This is a genomic window from Mucilaginibacter sp. SMC90 (assembly GCF_022811725.1).
In the GTDB taxonomy this organism is placed as follows: Bacteria; Bacteroidota; Bacteroidia; order Sphingobacteriales; family Sphingobacteriaceae; genus Mucilaginibacter.
Genome location: NZ_CP094527.1, coordinates 893,664 through 908,928, shown reverse-complemented (window position 1 = coordinate 908,928; position 15,265 = coordinate 893,664). Strand labels below are relative to the sequence as shown.

At 42.1% G+C, this 15,265-nt stretch carries 15 protein-coding genes; 4 read left to right on the top strand and 11 right to left on the bottom strand.

The window, feature by feature from the left end; all coding sequences use genetic code 11:
- Nucleotides 1-2: 2 nt before the first annotated feature.
- The 3 genes from MTO98_RS04055 to MTO98_RS04045 form a co-directional block, all read right to left on the bottom strand.
- On the bottom strand, nt 3-929 hold the full coding sequence (locus tag MTO98_RS04055) for an FKBP-type peptidyl-prolyl cis-trans isomerase (protein ID WP_243485349.1): 927 nt from the start codon (nt 927-929) through the stop codon (nt 3-5).
- 76 nt (nt 930-1,005) lie between these two features.
- Nucleotides 1,006-1,506, bottom strand: a complete 501-nt coding sequence (locus MTO98_RS04050; RefSeq protein ID WP_243485348.1) for an FKBP-type peptidyl-prolyl cis-trans isomerase — start codon at nt 1,504-1,506, stop codon at nt 1,006-1,008.
- Nucleotides 1,507-1,668: 162 nt separating this feature from the next.
- A complete protein-coding gene (locus MTO98_RS04045) occupies nt 1,669-1,818 on the bottom strand; it encodes a hypothetical protein (protein ID WP_243485347.1) in 150 nt (49 codons plus the stop codon).
- 46 nt (nt 1,819-1,864) lie between these two features.
- Here MTO98_RS04045 and MTO98_RS04040 point away from each other — a divergent pair, with 46 nt between their 5' ends.
- A complete protein-coding gene (locus MTO98_RS04040) occupies nt 1,865-2,647 on the top strand; it encodes an SDR family NAD(P)-dependent oxidoreductase (RefSeq protein WP_243485346.1) in 783 nt (260 codons plus the stop codon).
- A 26-nt stretch (nt 2,648-2,673) separates the two neighbouring features.
- Here MTO98_RS04040 and MTO98_RS04035 read toward each other — a convergent pair whose 3' ends face one another.
- Both MTO98_RS04035 and ggt read right to left on the bottom strand, forming a co-directional pair.
- Entirely contained in the window at nt 2,674-3,117 is a 444-nt protein-coding gene (locus tag MTO98_RS04035; RefSeq protein ID WP_243485345.1) for a MarR family winged helix-turn-helix transcriptional regulator, read from the bottom strand.
- A 149-nt stretch (nt 3,118-3,266) separates the two neighbouring features.
- Nucleotides 3,267-4,988 carry a gamma-glutamyltransferase gene (gene ggt / locus MTO98_RS04030; RefSeq protein ID WP_243485344.1) on the bottom strand — a complete coding sequence of 574 codons (1,722 nt, stop codon included), beginning with the start codon at nt 4,986-4,988 and terminating at the stop codon, nt 3,267-3,269.
- Between the two features lie 244 nt (nt 4,989-5,232).
- On the opposite strand from ggt, the gene MTO98_RS04025 reads away from it, so the two are divergent.
- Nucleotides 5,233-5,727 (top strand): hypothetical protein, encoded by a 495-nt coding sequence (locus MTO98_RS04025; RefSeq protein WP_243485343.1) that lies wholly within the window; start codon nt 5,233-5,235, stop codon nt 5,725-5,727.
- Nucleotides 5,728-5,755: 28 nt separating this feature from the next.
- Here the strand turns inward: MTO98_RS04025 and MTO98_RS04020 are convergent, their stop codons facing one another.
- Both MTO98_RS04020 and MTO98_RS04015 read right to left on the bottom strand, forming a co-directional pair.
- The gene (locus tag MTO98_RS04020) at nt 5,756-9,496 is read right to left on the bottom strand and encodes a S8 family serine peptidase (protein ID WP_243485342.1); all 3,741 of its coding nucleotides are present in this window, start codon (nt 9,494-9,496) and stop codon (nt 5,756-5,758) included.
- Between the two features lie 110 nt (nt 9,497-9,606).
- A complete protein-coding gene (locus tag MTO98_RS04015) occupies nt 9,607-11,256 on the bottom strand; it encodes an NAD+ synthase (protein WP_243485341.1) in 1,650 nt (549 codons plus the stop codon).
- Between the two features lie 148 nt (nt 11,257-11,404).
- On the opposite strand from MTO98_RS04015, the gene gldB reads away from it, so the two are divergent.
- A complete protein-coding gene (gene gldB / locus MTO98_RS04010; RefSeq protein ID WP_243485340.1) occupies nt 11,405-12,442 on the top strand; it encodes a gliding motility lipoprotein GldB in 1,038 nt (345 codons plus the stop codon).
- A gap of 67 nt (nt 12,443-12,509) precedes the next feature.
- Here gldB and MTO98_RS04005 read toward each other — a convergent pair whose 3' ends face one another.
- The 3 genes from MTO98_RS04005 to MTO98_RS03995 all read right to left on the bottom strand — a co-directional run bounded on the left by MTO98_RS04005 (nt 12,510) and on the right by MTO98_RS03995 (nt 13,888).
- The gene (locus MTO98_RS04005; protein WP_243485339.1) at nt 12,510-12,707 is read right to left on the bottom strand and encodes a hypothetical protein; all 198 of its coding nucleotides are present in this window, start codon (nt 12,705-12,707) and stop codon (nt 12,510-12,512) included.
- Between the two features lie 61 nt (nt 12,708-12,768).
- Nucleotides 12,769-13,659, bottom strand: coding sequence for a DUF4349 domain-containing protein (locus MTO98_RS04000; protein WP_243485338.1), 891 nt, complete (start codon nt 13,657-13,659; stop codon nt 12,769-12,771).
- On the bottom strand, nt 13,601-13,888 hold the full coding sequence (locus MTO98_RS03995) for a hypothetical protein (protein WP_243485337.1): 288 nt from the start codon (nt 13,886-13,888) through the stop codon (nt 13,601-13,603). Before MTO98_RS03995 ends, MTO98_RS04000 begins: the two co-directional genes overlap by 59 nt.
- An 80-nt stretch (nt 13,889-13,968) precedes the next feature.
- Between MTO98_RS03995 and MTO98_RS03990 the strand changes: the two genes are divergently transcribed.
- Entirely contained in the window at nt 13,969-14,469 is a 501-nt protein-coding gene (locus tag MTO98_RS03990) for a hypothetical protein (RefSeq protein WP_243485336.1), read from the top strand.
- A 111-nt stretch (nt 14,470-14,580) separates the two neighbouring features.
- Here MTO98_RS03990 and MTO98_RS03985 read toward each other — a convergent pair whose 3' ends face one another.
- On the bottom strand, nt 14,581-15,132 hold the full coding sequence (locus tag MTO98_RS03985) for a transposase (RefSeq protein WP_243485335.1): 552 nt from the start codon (nt 15,130-15,132) through the stop codon (nt 14,581-14,583).
- Between the last annotated feature and the right edge of the window lie 133 nt (nt 15,133-15,265).

Genomic DNA, 15,265 nt, shown 5'->3' with positions numbered 1-15,265 from the left:
TGTTAATTACTAACGGTAGCTATTGTAAAGTCAAAATAAAGTACAACGTTTGCAGATATCGATGTGCCACTGCCCGCAGTGCCATAACCAAATCTTGAAGGTGTTATTATAGATACAGCAGCGCCCGCCGTTTGTCCTGTTAAACCTTCCTGTACACCCTTAACCAGGTCACTTACCGTAAAAGATGATGAGGTAGCGCCTTGTAAAGAGGTGCTGTCAAACACAACATCATTTAAAAACTTACCCGAATAGGTATTTGTGATATAAGAGTCAATATTGATAAGGTCTACGCCTGTACCTGGCGTAGCTACTTTTACGTACACCCCGTCTGCTGTTTTAGTAAATCCGTTAAGGCCTTTCGTTTTTATATAATTGCTAATGATGGCATCATCATACAACTCCTGGTTTGAAACTACATTGATATAGTAATCCAAACTTTGGTTACCGGCAATATGGGTGTTGGCATTACTTGAACTGCCCGATCCGTAACCGTTAATACCATAAGCCAGGCGAGACGGCACAATAACCCTTGCCGATGTACCTTTATACTTTATAAGGTTGTGGATAGCTATCTGCAAACCTCTTGGCAGTGAGCTGCTCACATGGCCTAAATAACCGTAAAAATGGTTTGCATTAAGCGAGTCAAGCGAGATAAACTTACCATCGAGCGAACGAACGGTGAATACAAATGAAATCTGGTCTGAATAATCCAAAGGAGTACCGCGGCCTTGCGAAATGATCTTGTAATAAATACCTGATGTATCGCCATCTGTTGTATCGCGCAGCATATCTGTTATGCCATTTGCAGCTATATAATTCTGGATCTGGGTTTGATCGTATTGTTTGATATCCGGATCGTTCCTGTCTTTCCGGCACGACATAAAGCCTATAGAGATAAGTACTAAGAGCGTAAAAATTGTTTGTTTCATTTATTATAATTTGTCTTTTTTAACCGCCAAAAGCTTTTGCTTTACTGGCCTATTCTATCCGTTTTATCAGGCTTTATTAATTGGTTACGTTATATAGCTGAATTTGAAAATCAAGTACCGAATTTGCCGGCAAATGTATCGAATCCTGCGCATATGGCCCATAAGCATAACGCGATGGGATCAGCAAGCGCACTTTACCTCCCGGTTTTATCTGTGGGATACCTAATTGCCAGCCTTTTATTACGTTACCCAATACGTACGTTGGGTGAAACTGGTCTGTTTGGGCAAATACAAAACCCGATGTTAGTATCTTGCCCGTAAAGCCAACCGTAACCTGGGTTGAGTTGGTATAAAGTACATTTCCTGTCCCCCCTTCACCGTTGTTCACTATATAGTATACCCCTGTTGTGTCAATCCGTTTAGCATTCAAACCACTATTAGCAGTAAGGTAATCGGCTATGATAGTACTATCAATTTCTTTTTGCTTATTATATTGTACCAAAGGGCTAACAGATGATTTTACGCAACCGCCTGTAATAACGCCTAAAAGCAATAAAACTATCAGTATTCTGTTCATCAATTCAAAAGGCAAATTTATTCTTTTAAAATAGAAAAACGGCAGCTTAACACTTTTTAACAATTAATAAAAAGCAGGCACCGTTTAAAACCCCACTTAAGGCATATTTTGAAGGTAAAACGTTCAATTGTAAGTAAAAGTGTGGCAGAACAAGTGCATTTGTTACATGGCAGCATTGAGAAGGTTTTCCTTTATCGTTGATAGTACAACCTGTTTAGAATTTGTTTTAAAAAGATAGCCGTTTGTTTTTATGTTAAACATTGCATTTTTGGTGGGGCTTTGAGGGCAAGCTACCGCTTGTTTAAATGCCATTATCTATCGATAACGTTATATTAGTGATCTGAACTTTAGATAAATAATGATGAGGAATCTTGATAATAAAATCGCTTTGGTTACCGGAGGTGAATCTGGAATAGGTCGGGGTATTGCCACCGAATTTGCCCTTAATGGTGCTGATGTCATTATTACTTATTTAAATGATGAAGCGGCAGCTCAGGTTACCTTATCAAAGATCAAACAAGCCGGACGCAGCGGCTTATTTATTCAATGCGATGTAAGTAACCCTCAATCGGTACAATTATTATACAACACTATTCTTCAATACTTTCCGAGGATAGATATATTAGTAAATAGTGCCGGTATCAGAAGTGTCGACAAATATATTCATCAGCTCAGCTTTGAAGAATTTGAGCATACCATGCGAACAAACTTATTCAGCATTTTCCTATGCTGCCAAAATTTTGTCAAACATCGGTTACAACAGGGCGGTCATGGCCGGATTATTAATATCACATCCATTCATGAAGAAGTTGTAAGTCCTGGCAAAACTGATTATTGCGCCTCTAAATCGGCTATTAAAGGCCTAAGCCATTCATTAGCAATGGAATTGGCTGATAAGCAGATCACGGTAAACAACATAGCTCCAGGTATGATCCTTACCCAAATGAACCAAAGGGCGGTTGATGATATCGACTATCGAAAAGATCTTGAACAACGTATTCCGGCAAAAATATCCGGAACGGCCCTGGATGTAGCGAAAGCAGCTGTTTTTTTGGCATCTGACGATGCAAGCTATATTACAGGGACAACTCAAATAGTTGATGGCGGCTTGCATTTAAACAGAGCTCAGGGGGCAAGATAAGTTTGCTTTGATAATACCAGCCAGTTTTACGGCTTATAATTAACCGTAAGCTTATTTAGCTTTTTAAGGGTTTCTATAAGATGTAATTTATCCGCTTCGCTAATGTTGGCATCCAGGTAATTATTAAACTGTCTTACTATTACGCGGGCCTGGTGCCGTTTTTCTTTACCAAGTGGCGTAAGATATATTTTAACCGAACGCTTATCCCCCTCGTTACTTTCCCGATAAATTAGCCCCGTAGTTTCCAGCTGACTAAGCATGCGCGATAAACTGGTTGATTTAAGCCCCAGCAAGGCAGCCGCCTGTGATACGGTGGTACCCTCTTTTTCGTCAATATTAATAAGCAGGTATCCTATTGATTGTGTAAAGCCAAATTCTGTAACCAACTGGTTGTACCGGTTAGCCATAGTTTGCCATACTATTTTTATAAAATAGTCAATAGTTTCCTGGTGTTTTACATTATTATGCATGCATACCAAACGTAAGAAATGCTTATTGATTACGCAAGGGGTTTGTTCATTTGTTCACTGGTTCATTAGTTCATTGGTACTTCATGGCTAAAAATTATGCTGGTACATTTACGCCGAACACCAATGAACTAATGAACCAGTGAACTAACCTACCACCCCATCTTAGTATCATCCCCTCGCGGGTCGGCTCCGCCTTCGTAGTAACCCCATTGTGTTTTAAGGATTGCATCTACCCTGCCAATAGATTTGGTGGTTACAATTTTATATCCTTTGCTTTGGAGTTTGCTAACTGTAGCGCTATCAACACCGTTCTGTTCAATGGTTACCTCATCGGGCAGCCATTGACTATGAAAACGTTTTGAAACAACGGCCTGTTGCATATTCTGATTAAATTCAATTACATTAATTATAGTTTGAAAAACAGAGGTAATAATTGTTGAACCGCCGGGAGTACCTACTACCATAAACAGTTTGCCTCCCTTTTCAACAATTGTGGGGGTCATGGACGATAACATCCGCTTGCCCGGCTGGATGCTATTGGCTTTGCCGCCGATAAGTCCATACATATTTGGCACGCCGGGTTTTGAACTAAAATCATCCATTTCGTTGTTGAGCAAAAAGCCCGCCCCGGCCACAAATATCTTCGAGCCAAAAGTATCGTTTAATGTAGTGGTAACAGATACTGCATTGCCGTCCCGGTCGACAATAGAGTAGTGCGTAGTTTGGTCACTTTCGTAGCCAATAAATGATCCCGGCTTAATGCTGGCACTTGGCGTTGCAGCATCCCAGCTAAAGTTTTTCATACGTGATGTGATATACGCAGGCTTGAGCAAGCTATCAACCGGCACTTTATAAAAATCAGGATCGCCAAGATACTTGGAGCGGTCTGCGTATACCCGGCGCTCGGCCTCTACCATAAGCCGCATGGTAGAATCCTGATTATAGCCCCATCGCTTAAGCGGATAAGGCTCAACTGATTTCAATAACTGCAATAAAGCTATACCACCACTTGAGGGCGGCGGCATGGTGATGATCTTGTAATCTTTATAGTTACCAACAAGCGCATTACGCCAAACGGCGTGATAATTCTTCAGATCGGCTTTAGTAATGAGGCCATTGCCTTGTTTCATTTCGGCAACCAATAAATCGGCAACCGGTCCGTCATAAAAACCATCACGGCCTTTATCGCGGATCTGTTCAAATGTTTTCGCCAGATCCTCCTGTACCAGTAAATCACCCGCTTTCCATTCTGTATCCTTTATCAAATAACTTTTACCCGGATTTAACTTTTTAAACTGTTCGGCGGCATGATTAAGATCGTTAGCTAAATGTTGAGTTATTTTAAAACCGTTACGGGCAAGCTTAATGGCAGGCTCAACCAAATCGGCCCATTTCAGTCTGCCATACTTTTTGTGAGCTTCAACCATACCGTCAACCGAGCCCGGAATGCCCGATGCCTTATGGGTATATAAGCTCATATCAGGTATCACATTACCGGCCGAATCAAGGTACATGTTGGCGCTGGCAGCGGCCGGGCCTTTTTCCCTAAAATCCAATGTATTTGTTTGCCCATTGGCCGAGCGGTAAACCATAAAACCGCCGCCGCCTATGTTGCCGGCCTCGGGCAAGGTAACCGTTAAAGCAAACTGTACTGCAACGGCGGCATCAACCGCGTCGCCTCCTTTTTTTAAAATATCAAGCCCTACCTGTGCTGCATCGGGATATGCACAAACCACCATTCCGTTACGGTACTGACCGCTGTTGTTAAGTCCGAGCTGCCCCGGTGCACATCCTGCCAAAGCAAAAAACATTGCAGATAAAAACAGGATCAGGCATTTCGGATTATTTGCATTAAGATATGTCACAGCCATTATAACAATTTAATTTTCACTAATTTAATTCATTATACCGCAAAATTTAACAATCCGAATCCATTCTTTTACCCTTATAACCAATTAGATACAAACCAAATTTCAATGTTTTTAACATACGGGTAACATAAAAAGGTAATTCTGCCGTTTATTTGCATGAAATAAAAAAGCTTAAAATAAGGCTAAACAAGCTGGTCACTTTTTTGTTACAGCTACAATATTGTCAATCATTAAATTTATCTGCATGAAAAAACTAACGTACCTTTTATTCCTTTCCGTTTCCCTTTTATTTATTAGCAAAAACTCACAAGCCCAGGATTATAAAACTGCAGTAGGTTTAAAATTTGGTGCATACGAAATAGGCCCTTCTGTTAAATACTTTATGGATAAAGGCACAGCACTTGAAGGTATTTTGGGCATCCGCGATCATGGTGCGGTGTTAACTGGTTTATATGAATTAAACCAGCAAGCCTTTAACGTTGATAAACTGAGCTTTTACTATGGCTTTGGTGGTCACCTTGGTTCGGTAGGCAGTGGCTATTACAAACGTTTTGGCGGCGACGACGAATACTATAATGGTAAACATATCCTGATAGGTGCCGATGCAGTTATCGGTTTAGAATATGTACTGCCTTCGGCCCCTATTGCTATTAGTCTTGACCTTAACCCACGGCTTGAGCTGGCAAGAGGGCCATTTTTTGATATCGCCCCAGGTTTGGGTGTAAAATACACTTTCTAAAAAAAATAAAAAAGCTATCATCACCTGCCTAACGGGTGATGATAACTTTTTGTGAATAGATCTTCTGCCCCAGCAAAACTTTCAATATATAGATTCCCGGTGTTTGCCTGCTCACATTCAAAATGGTACTGTAAGGCCCCTGATCAATATTTTGCTGATTACTTTGATAAACACTTTCGCCCAATGAATTCACGAGCGACAGTTTCATGGTAGTAGCCTCTTTAACAGCAAATACCACATTTAAATCGGTACTTGCCGGCACTGGAAATGCACTTAATCCAATTTCGCCTTTACTGCCTGTAACGCCTTCTTTAGCATAAAAAAAGTTATCTGATTGTGTTACACAACCATTTGCTAAAGTAACCTGCACCTGGTATTTCCCGCTTTGTACAGGATCAAAAGTTGCCGCGGTAGCTCCGCTTATTACAGTGCCATTTAGCAGCCATTGGTTACCATCAGTAAAATTTGATTTAAGCGTATTACCGGCCTGGGTAACAACCGGTTTACTTAAAGTTACCGCTTTACGGGCGGCAGATGCGCAACCCAGGCTTTGCACCTTCATATCATAAAAATAATAATAGTAGTCTTTATAGCCCTCGGTATCACCATTAGTTGCGGTAGCGCTGTTACCGGTAATACTGAATATATCACCTATTGTAAACGGATATCCGGTTACGCCGCCATTGCTCCGGTATATGGTAGCCTGGTCGGCAAAATCAATTGAGATCTGGTAATCGCCTGCAGCCGGTAATGACAGGTTGAGTTCATAAACCCGTCCCTGATCGTTAGGGTCATCGGGCTGTGCACCGGCCAAAGGCGTAGTACGGGTTGCAACAGCGTTTATTGTAGCAGTAGATACTATCTGCCCGTTAGCGTTGGATACATTAAATGTTATTTTACCAGAATTACCAATGTAAAGACGTGCGCTTTTAATTAATACAGGCACCTTGGTATTTACGGTTACGTATGGCGTAAACTGATTATAACCACCAGCCGTAAACACACTTTTAGTAGCTGGCCCTATTGTGCCTTTAAAATCATTAACACCTGCGTAGTAAGTATTGTTAACCGGTGCCTGTGTTGTCAGGGCTTCGCTCCCGGCAGCAATAGGTAAGTCATCAGCAGCATTCTGATACCATAAAACGGTACCATCGCCGGTTCCAAATAACTCGTACTGTTTGGTAGATGAGCAATAATAAGCAGTCAGATCGCCGATGGTTGCAGGCGAATTGATCACTACTTTGGCTGTTACCGAATTATTGCCGCTAACCGGATCGCCGGTAAGTTTACTGGTTGCGGTAATTGTATAAGATGCCCCCGCAATGGCGTTAAATTCCTGGCTGAAAGTAAAATTATCTTCGGCCAATGCAGGCAATGACGACTTATAGGTTTCATTATAAGTGGTGGTGACATTATTTGCATCGGTAATTGTAACGGTTATAGGGATATTATTAATAGCCGCATTACCAAAGTTTTTAATTCTTACGGTAACCGGTGTGCTTGCCGAGCATGAACCACTGCTACCCGGACTAACGATACCAATGACGCCTGCATCAATACTGGTTTGTAAAAATTGCACCCGGTAATCCTGGGTTTCGCCTTTATCATAGCTTCCACAGGCTTTAATGGCCGATGCGTCGCCGGTTTCAGTAAGTACAACCCGCATCAGGCTGTAAGCACCGGCAACAACCGTTCCCGGTACCGTAATGTTTGTATTATATGTATCGGTTCCGTTAATGATCCCTGTTGTTGCCACCAGTTCATTATCTTCAAAAACACCATTGGCATTCCAGTCTATAAATACTTTTGCAGCTTTATTAAAATTACCGCCGCAAGTACCGAGTGTAATGCTGAGCGGATATGTTTTAGCTTGTTCAAGCCGAACGGTAAGATTAGTATAGTCCGAATAACTTTTGCAGCCTGCTGCCGGGGTATTATCAACATTTGCCAGCTTTAAATTATCCACTCTTGAATCGGCATCTGACAGCGGGGCCGAGGCGCAGTAAGTAGTACCGCCAACACCGGTAACAATAAGCGAATAAGCCTGCGAACCTGTAGACAGGGATCCTTTATGTGATACAGTAATAGTATAACTTCGCCCCGGCACTGAATTAGGAATATATACCTGTTCGATATTATCACGGATATTATCTCCATTAGTAGCAGCAAAACCAGGCCTGTCAGGGTCAAGTACCCATGGCGTAAAAGTTGTTGAACCATCGCTTACCCGGATATCAAGATCATTCACCAATTTAGGGGTGCGGTTGTTGATAGTACCTTCTGATGTTGCCGTACCTTGCGGATCGGTCCACGATATGGTAGCAGCAAGTAAGCGGTTACCGGATGCTACTACATTATAAGTTTGTACCTGTCCTTGTGAAAGTGTTTTTTCGCTTACTATACTTTTGCCTCCATTATCGGTCAATGCCTGTGCGGCTTCGGCCATATTGAGCAGGCCCCAGCCATACACATAATCGGGGCCAACATTACCTGCATCAAAAGCAGTATGGCAAACCAGCCCTTTCAACGTGGCCGCCCTCATAAATGTCCCTCCGTTTTGCTTGGCATAATACTCCTGCAGTAAATAAAGCGAGCCGGTAACATTAGGGGCAGCCATTGAGGTACCAGACAAAGTAAGGTATGATGTGCTGTTATCAACACCTACCGAAAGCACATTTACACCGTCGCCCACAATATCGGGCTTGATACGACCATCATCCGTTGGCCCCCAGCTGCTAAAAGGGGCTATGGCTACGTCACTACGCTCTTTAGGCCCATATAAAAGCGGATAAACGGCACCTACGGTAAGTATGTTTTTTGCATTGCCGCTGGTGCTTATAATATCGTAGCCGTCGTTATTGCTGATCCCGGCCGGCCGGGCCCCTTTGTTAACAAATGTTTGATCGGTTCTGCTTTTATAACCATAGTAGGTTTCGCCGACTGCCGGGCCGTTACTTGAACGCTCATTTCCTGCCGATTCAACAATTAGATAATATGGCGCTGTATATGCTATCTTATCCCAATTGGCTGTTTTAGTATCATAGAAACCAAAGTTATAATCTACCGTGTCGCCGGGTAGGCCATACCACTCCCAACGCCCGGCCGAATCATTATAATCCCAGCCCGTTACTACCCCATATGAGTGATTTGACAATAGAAGATTGGCCGCCGCAGCACTCATTGTGGCTTCATCATTATTAAAATCATATGACTGAAGGGAAGTTGCCCCAAATGACATCCCCTTAGCCGGCGCGTAAATACCTTTGGCTATCATAGTACCAGCTACGTGCGATGAATGGTCATTTACCGGTTCGGTAGTTTTTAAGGTGATGGTTTTGCCTGCAAACTCCTGGTGTGCCTTATATACCGCGCCGCCATCCCATATGGCCAGCTTATTAGTCAAAAAATCAGATGAACCTGATAAATTTAAACCTAATGATCCGCCTGGCTGCAAAGTATTTGTGCCCGTGGTGGCTGCTGCTGTTGTATTATTATGTGTTATAAGATATATAGGAAAGCCTAATTTATTAACGCCCTGCAAGGTGATCAGGTTACCATTTCTTGTACGGCGGGATAATGTCCATCCGTGTGTGGCAGCCAATGATACCGCCCTTTCATGCGATGCCTTATAGTTTGAGAGCGATTGCTGCGAGATATCATTAAGCTGCACCCGGCTTTTTTCACTTATTAAAGGTTGCTGAGCCATAGCACCGCCCGCTGCAAAAAACAGCAAAAAGCCGAAAGAAACAATTGTGTAAAGTTTGATCATTGGTTTGAAAGATAGGCAATTTTAAGAAAAATCAACCTTAACTAAAACAAAACAGGCTTTGCTTTACAACATTCGTAAACTTGACAATTAAAGAGTGAAAAAATTAGCCGTTACGACAGGTATTTGCCCACAATTGGCATTCTGCGCCCCATGCCAAATGCCTTGGGCGATACTCTTAAGATAGGCGGCGTTTGATAACGCTTATGCTCGGCCGAATTGGTGAGCTTTATAACCCGTCGAACAGTTGCTTCATCATACCCCATCCTGATGATTTCTGCCGATGAGCATCTGTTTTCAATATACTCGGCCAGGATCTTGTCCAGCACATCATATTCGGGCAACGAGTCGGTATCCTTTTGATCAGGCCTTAACTCGGCTGATGGTGGTTTAACGATAGAGTTTATAGGGATGATCTCCTTATCCCGGTTAATGTATCGGGCAAGCTCAAATACCTGGGTTTTGTAAACATCGCCAATAACCGAGATACCGCCGCACATGTCACCATACAAAGTGCCATAGCCAACTGCGGCCTCGCTCTTGTTACTGGTGTTTAATAAAATATAGCCGAATTTATTGCACATTGCCATTAACAAAACAGCCCTGCTGCGCGACTGGATGTTCTCTTCGGCGATATTGAACGGCAAACCATCAAACTGCGGGTTTAATGCTGTTTCAAATGCCTCGGTAATGCTTTTAATAGGTACTATTTCGTGCTTACAGCCAAGGTTATCAACCAAATCCTGCGCATCTTTCAATGAATGATCTGTCGAGAAACGAGAAGGCAGCAATACAGCCATCACATTTTGCGGCCCAAGCGCTTCAGCAGCCAAAGCACACACTACAGCCGAATCAATCCCGCCCGACAAGCCTAAAATTGCCTGCTTAAAACCTGATTTATAAAAATAATCACGAATACCAAGAATAACCGCCTGGTGGATCTGCTCGATATCACCCGGGCGCTCAGCCTTTATGGTTGTAGGATGATCAAACGTTAAGGTATTATCGTCATTAAGCGTGTAGTAAGCTAAGCTTTCCTCAAAATAAGGCATTTCGTCAACCAGCTTACCGGTGTTATCAAACACTAACGAACCACCATCAAATATCAGCTCGGTTTGGGCACCTACGTGATTAACGTACAATAAAGGCAGCTTGTAACGGCTGGCATTATCACTCAGTATCTCAATACGCTCCTCATCATGATTATAAGCAAAAGGCGATGCCGCTATATTGATCATTACATGCGGCTTCTGATGAATAAGGGTATCCATTGGGCGGGTAACATACAACGGGTTTTCGATAGTGTTCCACAGGTCCTCACAAATGGTGAGCGCAATACGCTTGCCCTTAAACTCGATACAGTTAAACTCCGTTGAAGGCTCAAAATAACGATACTCATCAAACACATCGTAATTAGGCAGCAAGGCTTTGTTCACTACCGCCTTTACTTCACCATTCTCAATAAAATAGGCCGAATTACTCAGGTCTTTACCCTCAGTTTTATGGTTAGGGGTTGGCAGGCCTATAATACAGGCCACATCTATGCATACTTCGGCTATCTTTTTGGCGGCCTCGTCGCACAAACCAATAAATTCATCAAATTCCAAAAAATCGCGCGAAGGATAGCCGCAAACACATAATTCGGCGAATACAACGAGGTCGGCACCATGGTTTTTTGCCTTTATAATATGATCGATGATTTTTTGGGTATTCGATTCAAAATTACCTACGTGATAGTTGAGCTGTGCTAACGCGATTTTCATAGTATATATATTTAGTCTTAAGTCAGAAGCCTTTAGTCTAAAGTCAAAAAATACGACTCGCGACCCAAGACTACAGACTGTTGACTATTGACTTAACAATAGTAGCAACATTATGCAAATAAAATTACTTTTGCCTTAAAGGATAAAGATGAACCCTACCCGGTATATAGCAAAGCAAATTTACTTAATTTTTTCCATCGGCCTGATATTAAGCGCCTGTACGCACAACAAAAAAGTTGATGTGAGCAATATCAACGTCAACGTTAAAATTGAACGGTTCGACCATGATTTTGACGCTATGCGTAATAAGCCTATGGCATTACAGTCGGCATATCTACAAAAACAATACGGCAGCTTTTACCCTGATTTTATTGAACGTATTTTACAGGTTGGCAGTACCGGGGATACCACCTATTTTAAAGCATTGCAGCAGGTATTTACAGGCAAAGCCTATAATGACCTAAAGCACGATGCTGATGCCGCCTTCCCTAATATGGATCAGCAAAATGCCAGCCTTACCGAAGCTTTTAAATACATTAAATATTACTACCCGCAAAAACGCCTGCCGCGTGTATATGCCTATATTTCTGGCTTCCAGGCGCAAACCACCATTGGCGATGGCTATTTTGGTGTGGGTATAGATCTTTTCCTGGGTGCAGATTCTCGTTTTTACCCTTCACTTACCAATGCTTTTCCACATTATCTTTCCAGGTGGTTTACTCCCGACAACATTACGCCGAGGGTTGTTGAGGGCATTGCACGAGAAGACATGTTCCCGGAAGATGATAATGACAAAGCCCTGCTTAATAAAATGATCTACAACGGCAAGATCATGTATTTTATGGATAGGGTGCTGCCTGATATGGCAGATAGCACTAAGATCCGCTACACCACCGCGCAACTAAAATGGTGTAATGAATTTGAAGGTAAAATATGGGGGTATTTTTTACAGGAAAACTTACTGTATGAAACGGATTACCAGAAAATTCAGAAGTACCTTACTGAAGCACCTTTTACCCCGGGTTTTGGTGAAAAAAATGAATCGGCCCCAAAACTTGCCGTTTGGACCGGTTGGCAAATAGTAAAGAAATACATGGATAAGCACTCTGACGTTACCCTGCCGCAACTGATGGCCGATAAAGACGCCCAAAAAATCCTGAACCAATCGGGCTATCACCCCAAGTAACAAGCACAAAAAAAGCGCCTTCAAATTGAAAGCGCTTTTTTTATATCATTTCCCTGTTACAGGTTTGTTACTTCATGATTGCGAAAACACATTTCAAAGCGATCAGGATACCAATGATCATAATAACATTTGAAATAGAAGTGTACATGAAGCCAGTGTTGGCATCGCCGGCAAAACGCAGGAACACGCCTACTATACCGATAACAATAGCTACAGTTAATAATTTGTAATGACCTTCTGCGTTAGCATTTTCCATTGATTCCATGGTACCGATTTTTAATGTTTGCGCAAAAATAGAAATGTTTACCGAAAAAGCGACAAAGTTTTTATGATTTTATGCCGCTGGCAAACCATACCGGGTGTTTACGCCTGTAATAACGGTACAACATCCATAAAACCACCAACAGCATAATAAATACCCAGATATTGGCCACACCCAGCATAAGCTCAATAAACAAGCTCCAGCCATTGTTCATAGCTATGGTCAAACGCTTAAAAAAAGGCAATTGATAAGCCGAAGGGTCATCATTGGCTATTGTTTCCTGTACAATAGTATTGCTTTGATAAAAGCTCAGGGTTACGGTGCTGTATTTAACTTCGGCATCGGTACGCATGCCGCCAATTTGCTGGTCAACCATGTCATCTTTCAGCAACATTACGTTAACCGGGTTTTTGATGATCACCTTGCCTTGTTTTTGCTGAGCGACCAGCTCCTGCCGGTTCTTGAGTTTTAATTTTTCGGACAAGTAATCCAGCGTACGGTCTTCAATATCCATTTTACGCATGGTGACATACGTACCCATATGCCCTACTTCGGTCATGTAGTCTTCCAGTTTGTCTGAAGGTACGCGCACGGTCATATCGGCAGTGGTACTAAAAGCCGAAACCCGGTTAACCGAGTCCTTACTAATACGGATATCTTCGCTCCTTTCAATATTGGCCTGCATCTGGTGATGCATTACCATTCCGTTCATTTTTGCAGTGAGTGCGGCAATAGCATCGCCCGTTTGCCGAACGTTTTTAACCTTAAAACGCATATCGGCGGTTTTTACCAGTTTGGTGGCAGTGCTTTCGGCCGAGGTACTATCTGCATTGGCCAACGCAGCATCAGTATTTGATGCAGCCTTATCATCTCGGATGGCTTCATAATTTGAGCCTTTACATGCGCCCAGCAGCAATACGCCCGCCAGCAACGCCAGGAATAATTTTGTTTTCATAACTGTTTAATTTTCTTTGGTATACATTGATACCAAAGACAGGCAAGAGGTAACCCTGACCGTTGATTTTTGTTATGATTGCGTTGATTTCGCTGATTGATTTTGGGATTATTTGATTCCCGGATTTTTGATTGATTTGAAAAATATTGCAAGCATTAAAATCCTGCCGATTCCCAAATCCTGAGGCAGGCGATTCTGTATGCAACAAAATCAAAAGAAAATGGAACAAACTATAAATAAATCTATTAGCTATTTTTGTTTATTTGTTGATACAAACAGAAGAAGCTAACACCTCAATAATCCTGAACCATGAAAACCTCAAAATTATATTCAATTTTAATAGCATCAGTAATGCTATGCTGTATTATACTGCCTGGCTGCAACTTTAGCCGGGGAGTTAAAACAGATCTTATTACTGGTTTAAAACTAAGTTATAAAGGATTTGGTGTTCAGGATGCGATACTGGTAGACGCGGGAGGTAATAAATTAACCAGTAATAAGGTGCAGCTTAACACCAAAATTGCCATAGCGGCACTTGGTGTTGAAAATTATGGGCTGAAGGATGGCAAGGCTTATCCGGGCCTCTCGCTATTGGTTACCGATAAAAACGGAAAATCCATGCTTAATGCGGCCGACTTATTTGAAGGGACTGAAGGCTATCCGCCGGCGCAAGCCACCGAATTGCAGGGAACTATAACCGTTGGCCGCCCTATGGCTTCGGGCCAAACCTACCATGTAAAAGTGCATATCTGGGATAAAGTAACACCCACAAACGAGATCAATGCCGAAGTTGACCTTATTGTTTTATAATAGATAGCCGCCACCTCTTTTATTTATTTATGTCGTGGAAAACACGATTGTTTTCCTTCACTGGTCGAAGTTTAGCGATAGCGTAACTTCGTCCTAAAATGACTTAAGCTTTCAGCTTAAACGAATAACAGGCAACAGTCCATTTTCATCCAAATAATAATCCTTCGCGCTGCTGTATAAGTAATTTGGAGGATAATCTACTGCTCCTGACTCGACCGGATTATTATGCAAATAATCCAATCGTTGTATTAGCATTTGGTGGGTTGACAATTCTATAGGGTGATTATTTTGCTGCCAAAACTGATATTGCTCATTGTTTGCATTGCGTTTTCCTGCGCGTTCAAACATCCATAATAGCCATTCACGTCTACTTTCCTGAATGTTCTCTGCGATGGCTTTTAGAATTGTTTTGGATGTATGTCTTTTCAAATCACGTAGGATATCTGATAAGTTACCTTTTTCGGTGCTGATGATCAAATGCACATGGCTCGACATGATGCACCAGGCGTACAATTCCAACCCTTTATTTTCGATACAATACTTAAGGCTGTCGACAATTATATCACAGTAAACTCGCCTCACAAAAACGTCTATCCAGTTTACAGTAGCAAAGCTTACAAAATAAAGTTGATCGTGTTCGTGAAAGGTGTATTTGCGGCCCATGAATACGAATATAGATTTAGGTATTTGGTTTCGCAAGCAGAATGCTTGCGCCATTTTAGGACGAAGTTACGCTACGCTAAACTTCGACCAGACCGTAGAGTTATCCAATTGGTTAGTATAATTTTCATATATT

What these genes read in the sequence shown, in the direction of transcription:
- ggt (WP_243485344.1), bottom strand. Translation starts at nt 4,988, where the DNA reads ATGGCTGTGACATATCTTAATGCAAATAATCCGAAATGCCTGATCCTG.
- MTO98_RS04025 (WP_243485343.1), top strand. Translation starts at nt 5,233, where the DNA reads ATGAAAAAACTAACGTACCTTTTATTCCTTTCCGTTTCCCTTTTATTT.
- MTO98_RS03990 (WP_243485336.1), top strand. Translation starts at nt 13,969, where the DNA reads ATGAAAACCTCAAAATTATATTCAATTTTAATAGCATCAGTAATGCTA.
- MTO98_RS04035 (WP_243485345.1), bottom strand. Translation starts at nt 3,117, where the DNA reads ATGCATAATAATGTAAAACACCAGGAAACTATTGACTATTTTATAAAA.
- MTO98_RS04045 (WP_243485347.1), bottom strand. Translation starts at nt 1,818, where the DNA reads ATGGCATTTAAACAAGCGGTAGCTTGCCCTCAAAGCCCCACCAAAAAT.
- MTO98_RS04050 (WP_243485348.1), bottom strand. Translation starts at nt 1,506, where the DNA reads ATGAACAGAATACTGATAGTTTTATTGCTTTTAGGCGTTATTACAGGC.
- MTO98_RS04040 (WP_243485346.1), top strand. Translation starts at nt 1,865, where the DNA reads ATGATGAGGAATCTTGATAATAAAATCGCTTTGGTTACCGGAGGTGAA.
- MTO98_RS04000 (WP_243485338.1), bottom strand. Translation starts at nt 13,659, where the DNA reads ATGAAAACAAAATTATTCCTGGCGTTGCTGGCGGGCGTATTGCTGCTG.
- gldB (WP_243485340.1), top strand. Translation starts at nt 11,405, where the DNA reads ATGAACCCTACCCGGTATATAGCAAAGCAAATTTACTTAATTTTTTCC.
- MTO98_RS04055 (WP_243485349.1), bottom strand. Translation starts at nt 929, where the DNA reads ATGAAACAAACAATTTTTACGCTCTTAGTACTTATCTCTATAGGCTTT.
- MTO98_RS03985 (WP_243485335.1), bottom strand. Translation starts at nt 15,132, where the DNA reads ATGGGCCGCAAATACACCTTTCACGAACACGATCAACTTTATTTTGTA.
- MTO98_RS04015 (WP_243485341.1), bottom strand. Translation starts at nt 11,256, where the DNA reads ATGAAAATCGCGTTAGCACAGCTCAACTATCACGTAGGTAATTTTGAA.
- MTO98_RS04005 (WP_243485339.1), bottom strand. Translation starts at nt 12,707, where the DNA reads ATGGAATCAATGGAAAATGCTAACGCAGAAGGTCATTACAAATTATTA.
- MTO98_RS04020 (WP_243485342.1), bottom strand. Translation starts at nt 9,496, where the DNA reads ATGATCAAACTTTACACAATTGTTTCTTTCGGCTTTTTGCTGTTTTTT.